This is a genomic window from Aminivibrio sp., from assembly GCF_016756745.1.
Lineage (GTDB): Bacteria > Synergistota > Synergistia > Synergistales > Aminobacteriaceae > Aminivibrio.
This window is the reverse complement of the sequence record NZ_JAESIH010000020.1, coordinates 1-6596: the sequence shown is the minus strand read 5'-3', so window position 1 is coordinate 6596 and position 6596 is coordinate 1. Positions and strand designations below refer to the sequence as shown.

General features: G+C 61.2%; 5 protein-coding genes and 1 pseudogene. 2 read left to right on the top strand and 4 right to left on the bottom strand.

The window, feature by feature from the left end:
- Positions 1 to 148 precede the first annotated feature (148 nt).
- On the top strand, positions 149 to 1552 hold the full coding sequence (locus JMJ95_RS01445) for a solute carrier family 23 protein (RefSeq protein ID WP_290681580.1): 1404 nt from the start codon (positions 149 to 151) through the stop codon (positions 1550 to 1552).
- Positions 1553 to 1640: 88 nt separating this feature from the next.
- On the top strand, positions 1641 to 3032 hold the full coding sequence (locus tag JMJ95_RS01440) for a solute carrier family 23 protein (RefSeq protein ID WP_290681577.1): 1392 nt from the start codon (positions 1641 to 1643) through the stop codon (positions 3030 to 3032).
- 74 nt (positions 3033 to 3106) lie between these two features.
- On the opposite strand, the gene JMJ95_RS01435 is transcribed toward JMJ95_RS01440, so the two are convergent.
- The 4 genes and pseudogenes from JMJ95_RS01435 to JMJ95_RS01420 form a co-directional block, all read right to left on the bottom strand.
- Positions 3107 to 4099 (bottom strand): TRAP transporter substrate-binding protein, encoded by a 993-nt coding sequence (locus tag JMJ95_RS01435; protein ID WP_290681574.1) that lies wholly within the window; start codon positions 4097 to 4099, stop codon positions 3107 to 3109.
- 119 nt (positions 4100 to 4218) lie between these two features.
- Positions 4219 to 5502 carry a TRAP transporter large permease gene (locus JMJ95_RS01430; RefSeq protein ID WP_290681571.1) on the bottom strand — a complete coding sequence of 428 codons (1284 nt, stop codon included), beginning with the start codon at positions 5500 to 5502 and terminating at the stop codon, positions 4219 to 4221.
- Positions 5503 to 5506: 4 nt separating this feature from the next.
- Positions 5507 to 6001 (bottom strand): TRAP transporter small permease, encoded by a 495-nt coding sequence (locus JMJ95_RS01425; protein WP_290681568.1) that lies wholly within the window; start codon positions 5999 to 6001, stop codon positions 5507 to 5509.
- Positions 5998 to 6596, bottom strand: a pseudogene (locus JMJ95_RS01420) (hypothetical protein); the annotation flags it as partial. The pseudogene JMJ95_RS01420 and the gene JMJ95_RS01425, both read right to left, overlap by 4 nt.

Here is a 6596-nt window from a genome sequence, read left to right as displayed (position 1 = left end):
ATCGCGGAATACCTGCGGAAGGGGAGATGGCCGGAAACGTCGTGATGTCTGACGCGAGGCGTTTTTTCCCGAGGCTTCCGGTCCCGGTCCGGTCCGGCACGGTTTCGCCGGCTTGAATGAGATCATCCTTTCGAGGAGGAGAAAGAGAATGGCTTCCTATGATCCTGAACAGCTCGTATTCGAACAGGAAGTGGTCAGCTCCATCACGCCGGTTCTCGGCATCGAGGACCGTCCGAAGACGTTTCTGGAAACCCTTTTTTACGCCTGGCAGGTGACCCTGGTCGATTTTACCCCCTTCATCTGGGCCGGTATGTTTGTCACCCTGGCCGGGCTGCCCCAGTCCGTGCTGCCCGTCATGATCAGCACATGCTTCCTTGCCATGGGCGTGGGTACCCTCATCCAGACCACGGTGGGCAACAGGCTTCCCATCGTCCAGGGACCGTCGGCCTCGGTGCTCTCCGCCATGGGGCCGGTGACCGCCATGTACGGCTTTCCCGCCATGTGGGGCGCCGTGTTCGTCGGAGGAATCCTGGAAGTCCTGCTGGGCATGTCCCGGGTGCTCGGCAAGATCAGAAAGTTCATCCCCCCCGTGGTGACCGGTTCCGTGGTGGCCACCATCGGGTTTGTGGCCGCACGGATCTCCCTCACGTGGATCTTCGGCAGCGGCAGGCAGATCCACCTGGCGCTCGCCCTCGCGGCCTTCCTGGTGGCCCTCTTCTTGAAATTCCGGTGCAGGGGGGTCATGTCCAGGGGATTCATCCTGGTGTCCACTCTCCTCGTGGGCGTGGGCGCGGCGACCCTTCTCGGAGAATACGACTGGGCAAGGGTGGCCGAAGCGCCCTGGTTCGCCATGCCGAAGCTGTTCCCCTTCCGGGGTCTTGACGGCACCGACACGGCAGTGGCCTTTGTCATCGCCGCCGTCATCGGCGGACTTACCGGGTACATCGGCTCCATTTTCGAGTCCCTGGGGGACTATGCCGCCACCTGCGCCGTTTCCGGCGAGAGCTACAGGGTGAAGCACATCAACCGGGGAATCGCCGCGGAAGGAGCCGGATGCATCGCCAGCGGATTCCTCGGCGCCCTGCCGGTGACGAGCTACACCCAGAACATCGGCATCATCGCCGCCACGGGAATCGCCAGCAGGTTCGTCACCCAGGTGGCCGCGGTGATGTTCCTTCTGTACGGCCTCTCGCCGAAGCTTGCCGTCATGCTCGCCTCCATTCCGAGGGCGGCCATCGGCGGCGTCTTCGCCATCAGCGCGAGCCTCATCATGTTCTCCGGCATTGACGTGATCACTTCGGAGAAGCGGAATCTCAAGAACAACCTCGTCGCCGGAACGGCCCTCGGCATGGCCATCATGCTCCCCTTCTACGCGAGCACTGCGGGCGCGAAGTGGGCTGCGACGCTGACTCCCTTCTGGAGGATGTACGTGAACAACAACGTGTTCATAGCCGTTACCGTGGGTGTCCTCATGAACCTGCTGGTCAACCATTTCCTCGCCTCGGGGGATGATGACAGCTCCCGGATGTCACGAGGCGGGAACTCTCCGTGAAAGGAGGTGCGGCAGGAGTTTTCCGGTGCCCTTGAAAAAGTGAAGGTTCCTTCGGAGTAATACCAACTTACAGGAGGTGTATTCGCCAATGGCAAAGAAAGTAATCTACGGATTGCTCGACAGGCCCCCGTTCCCCATCATGGTTCTCGCGGGCGCCCAGCATGTTCTGACCCTGTTCGGCGCCACAACGCTGGTTCCCCTGATCTTCGGACCGGCTATGGGTATGGACCAGCTCCAGATTGCGGCCCTGATTTCGTGCGTCTATTTCGGAATGGGTGTGGCCACCCTCATCCAGACACACCCGAAGCTCGGGTCCGGCCTTCCCATAGTCCAGGGTTCGAGCTTCAGTTTCATCCCGTCGGTAATGACCATCATCGGCGCCTACAAGGCCATGGGGCCCGACGTGGTGATGCAGTACATGGGCGGCGGCCTCATTCTGGGCGGCATTATCCTCTCGGTGATAGGCTACACGGGGATCATCGGCTACATCCGCAAGATCATCACCCCCGTGGTCATCGGCCCCGTCATCATGGCCATCGGCTTCTCCCTCGCCCCCACGGCCATCCAGTTCAATGCGGCGAACTACTGGCCCATCTCCCTCATGGTGGTGGCCCTGATCTTCATCTTCAGCCTGGTGAGCAAAAACAAGTACGCCAACATCTTCGCCATTCTCTCTTCCATCGTTCTGACCTACCTGGTCTGCCTCGGCCTGACCAAGATCGGGGTCTTCCCCGCCGGGCATCCCGCCCACGTGGACCTCAGCAGGGTTGCGGAGGCTCCCTGGCTGCGCTACAATGTCATCATGCCCTGGGGTGCCCCCAAGTTCAGCATGCTGGCCTTCGGAGCCCTGCTCGCCGGATTTTTCGCCGTCATGATCGAATCCGTGGGCGACTACCACTCCGTCTCCTACGCCTCCGGGCTCGATGACCCCGACGAGGGAACCATCAGCCGGGGCATCGGCGCCGAGGGTCTCAACTGCGCCCTGTCCGGCCTCTTCGGATCGGTGGGAACCACATCCTACACTGAGAACATCGGTCTCATCGGCCTCACAGGCGTGGCTTCCCGGTGGGTGGTGCGCACGGGAGCCGTTCTCCTCATTCTCATGAGCTTCGTGACGAAGCTCGGCGCCCTGGTGGCCACCATGCCTTCCCCCGTCATCGGCGGGGCGTACATCGCCCTCTTCGGCACCATCGGCGCCCTGGGAATCCAGGTGCTCATGAGAGCCGACATGGGAAGCCAGAGGAACGTGCTCATCGTCGGTTTCGCCTTCCTCATGGCCATGGGCCTTCCCGGCTGGATCGAGCAGAACCAGTCCTTGTTCATGAATCCTGACTACAATCCCTTCCTGCAGACCCTGGGCGGCATGGTCTGGGCCATCCTGAAGACCCCCATGGCGGTGGCGGGCATCTGCGCGGCCTTCTGCGACTCCCTGGTCCCGGGAACTGACGAGGAGCGGGGCATCGGCGTCAGGATGAAGTAGACACTTTTTCGGAACGGGAAAAACAGGCCGGCCTCCTCTTAAAGGGGAGGCCGGCCTGTTTTCGACACGCCTGTTTATTTCTTGTATTCCGAGGTGAGCTTCTGGACTTCATTGATCAGGTCTTTGCCGATATCCTCCGCGAACTGGTCGTAGATAGGCTGACAGGCCTTCTGGAAGGCGGCCTTCTGCTCCGGGGTGAGGATGGTCACTTCCATCTTTTCCTTCAGCTTCTCCAGGTACTCGGCGTTCATCTTCCGGTTGATCTCCCGGTTGTGAACCTTCGCCTGGTCGGCGGCATCCTGGACCACCTTTTTCAGGTCGTCGGGCAGCTTGTCCCAGAAGATCTTCGAGATGAGGAGCACGAAGGGGGAATAGACGTGTCCCGTGTCGGTGGCGAACTTCTGGACCTCGAAGAAGTTCTGCAGGAAGATGGTGCCCCAGGGGTTCTCCTGCCCGTCCACGACCTTCTGCTGCAGGGCGGAGAAGAGCTCGCCGAAAGCCATGGGGGTGGGGTTGGCGCCCATGATCTTGAAGGCTGCCAGGTGGATGGGGTTCTCCATGGTGCGGATCTTGAGGCCCTTCAGATCCTCGGGGGACTTGACGGGGCGGACGCTGTTGGTGAGCATCCTGAAGCCGTTCTCCCAGTAGGCGAGGCCGACCATTCCCTGGGCGGGAAGCATGTCGAGAAGCTTCTTTCCCACGGGGCCGTCGAGGATGTAGTCTGCCACTTCCTCGTTGGCGAAGAGGAAAGGAAGGTCGTAAATTTTGTAGGCGTTGACGAAGGCCGTCATGGGAGCCGTGGAGGGGCAGGTCATCTCCTGGGTCCCCATCTTGAGGGCTTCCATCATGGTGCGGTCGTCGCCGAGCTGGCTGGAATGGAAGAGGACCACTTCGATCTTCCCGTCGGAGTTCTTCTCCACCAGCTCCTTGAAGAACTTCAGGGACTGGAACTGGGCAGACTTGTCGTTCAGACCTATGCCCGCGTTGATGGTGAACTGGGCTCCGAAGGCCGCTCCGGTGAAGAGGGCCACAAGAAGTACCGCTGCGATACATGTTCTCAGTTTCATTGATTTCTCCCCTTTCAAGGTATTTTTCTTGAGTTGAAAAAACGCTCCGCTGCCGTTATCTGGACTTTCTCCTTTCCCGTCACTCCCTTCGTCGGATCTTGTGCTCCCCGGATCCCGCTTTAGGGCAGGACGAGATTGGGGATGAACAGTATGATCTGGGGGAAGAAAATGAGCAGTACCAGCACCGCCAGTTCCGCAACCACGAAGGGGGCGATGGACTTCACCAGTTCCTCGAACTTCACCCCGGCGACACCGGTGGCCACGTAGAGCACCGTGCCCACGGGGGGTGTGATGAGCCCGATCCCCAGGTTGACTGACATGAGCACGCCGAAATAGACGGGATCGATCCCCACCTGCTGCATCACCGGCAGAAGAATGGGGGCGAGGATCAGCATGGCCGGCGTAAGGTCCATGACGAACCCCACGAAGAAGAGCAGGACGTTGGTCATGAGAAGCACTCCGAGCTGCGAATCGGTGATGGACTGGACCATGGCCGCCAACTCGAAGGGAACCCGCGCCCTCGTAAGGAGCCACGCAGTGCACATGGCCATGCCGCAAAGGTAGAGAACCGTGGCCGTGGTCTTGCCGGTGGAGAGAAAGATGCCCGGCAGATCTTTGAAGGAGATCTCCTTGTAGACGAAAAGACCAAGGATCATGGCCACGAAGGCCGATACGGCCCCCGCTTCCGTGGCGGTGAAGACGCCGCCCAGGATGCCGCCCACGATGATCACGGGAATGGAAAGGGCCCACCCTGCGCTCAGGAAGGTTTTCCCGACACGGCGAAGGGAGAAGGTCCTGTCGGGTGCAGGTCGGGCGATCCCCTGCTTTTTCGTGATGAAATAGGTGGTCACCATCAGCGCAAGCCCCACGATGATGCCCGGGATGATGCCTCCGAGGAAGATCCTGGCGATGGATGTGCTGGTGATGATGCCGAAGAGGATGAAGGGGATGCTCGGCGGGATGATGATGCCGATCACCGCCGCGGAGGCGCAGATGGCCGCCGCCAGTGGGGCCGGGAAGCCCTGCTTTTTCATGGGCGGAATGAGGAGTCCGCCGATGGCGGCCGTTTCAGCCACGGCCGAGCCGCAGATGCCGCCGAAGAACATGCTGCTGAGGATGGACACGTGTCCGAGGCCTCCGGTGATGTGTCCCACCAGCGCGTCGGCGAAGTCCACCAGCCTCCTGGCGATGCCGCCTCGGTTCATCACTTCGCCCACGAACATAAAGAAGGGTATGGCAAGGAGGGGAAAACTGTCCGCTCCCTGGATGACCTTCGCCGGGAGGGCCATGAGGGGGATGTCCATGACCCAGAGCATCACCAGGTTGGCTATGCCGAGGCAGAAGACGATGGGAACGCCGAAGATGGTGAAGAAGAACAGGATGCCGAGAAAGAGCCAGAGCATGGGCCTACCTCCTTTCCGGAGCGGCGGACAGGGTCCGCAGACGCCCGATCCACTGCAGGATCTTCAGGATGTTCTGGATGAGCATGAGCGCGCCGGTCAGGGGAACCACTCCGTAGACGAAGGTCATGGGAATGTCCAGGGCCGGGGAGAGGTTTGTGGCGGATGCGGCCACGTCCCAGCCGTACCATGCGATGACGAAGATGACCACGCCGATGCAGATTTCGCCCAGGAGGCGGATGACGGTCCTCGTCTTTTCGCTCCGGACCCTGTCCACCACGAAATCCAGTCCGATGTGCTCGTTCAGTCCGTAGGCGTAGGCCGCACCCAGGAAGGTCACCCAGATGAAGAGGAACCGGGAAAGCTCGTCGGACCATCCCAGGGAACTGTTCAGTAAGTACCGGGTGAACACGCTCACCCCCACGATGATGAAAAGGGCCACTGTCATCAGGGTGAGCACCGCCCTGTACAACACGATCCCGATGTGGAGGAGCCGCTTCATGAAGAAGAACTCCCTTCTGGTTCATGGATGGGGAGAAGGTCCCCTCCGTTCTGCAGGACGATGACCTTCGCCCCCGGGCCGGCCATGGAGAAGGCAAGGTCCACTGCCTCCTGAGGGGTCGCCGCATGGGCGAAGCCCAGTTTCCGGGATGTTTCCGGGCTTATGCACGGGCAGACCATGATGCCCCTGCCCTTGTCACGGATGATTCGCCCCACATGGACGATGTGGGCGGCCAAGGTGAGGTCTTCGATCTCGCCCCGGTCCACCATGGCCTTCGCTTCGGCGAAGGGGAGGTACCCGATATCCGTCAGTTCGGGATGTCCCTGGGCCACCCCTTCGGGGCAGGGGGTTACCGTCACGAGGACACCCCCTTTTTTCAGGGGGAGGTCACCGGCGTAGATGCCCTTGGCAGCCTGCCAGAGCTCGCTGTCCGCCGGGAAGGTGTCGGTGATCACGATGTCGGCGTACTCCGGGAAGGGGACGCCGAAGATCTCCCGGGAAGCCTCGCAGCCCGCCGCGTGGGCCTTTTCCGGGTCGCCGCAGACGCAGCGGTAGATCCGCTCCTCCCGGTCCAGCACCACGTTCACGATGAAGG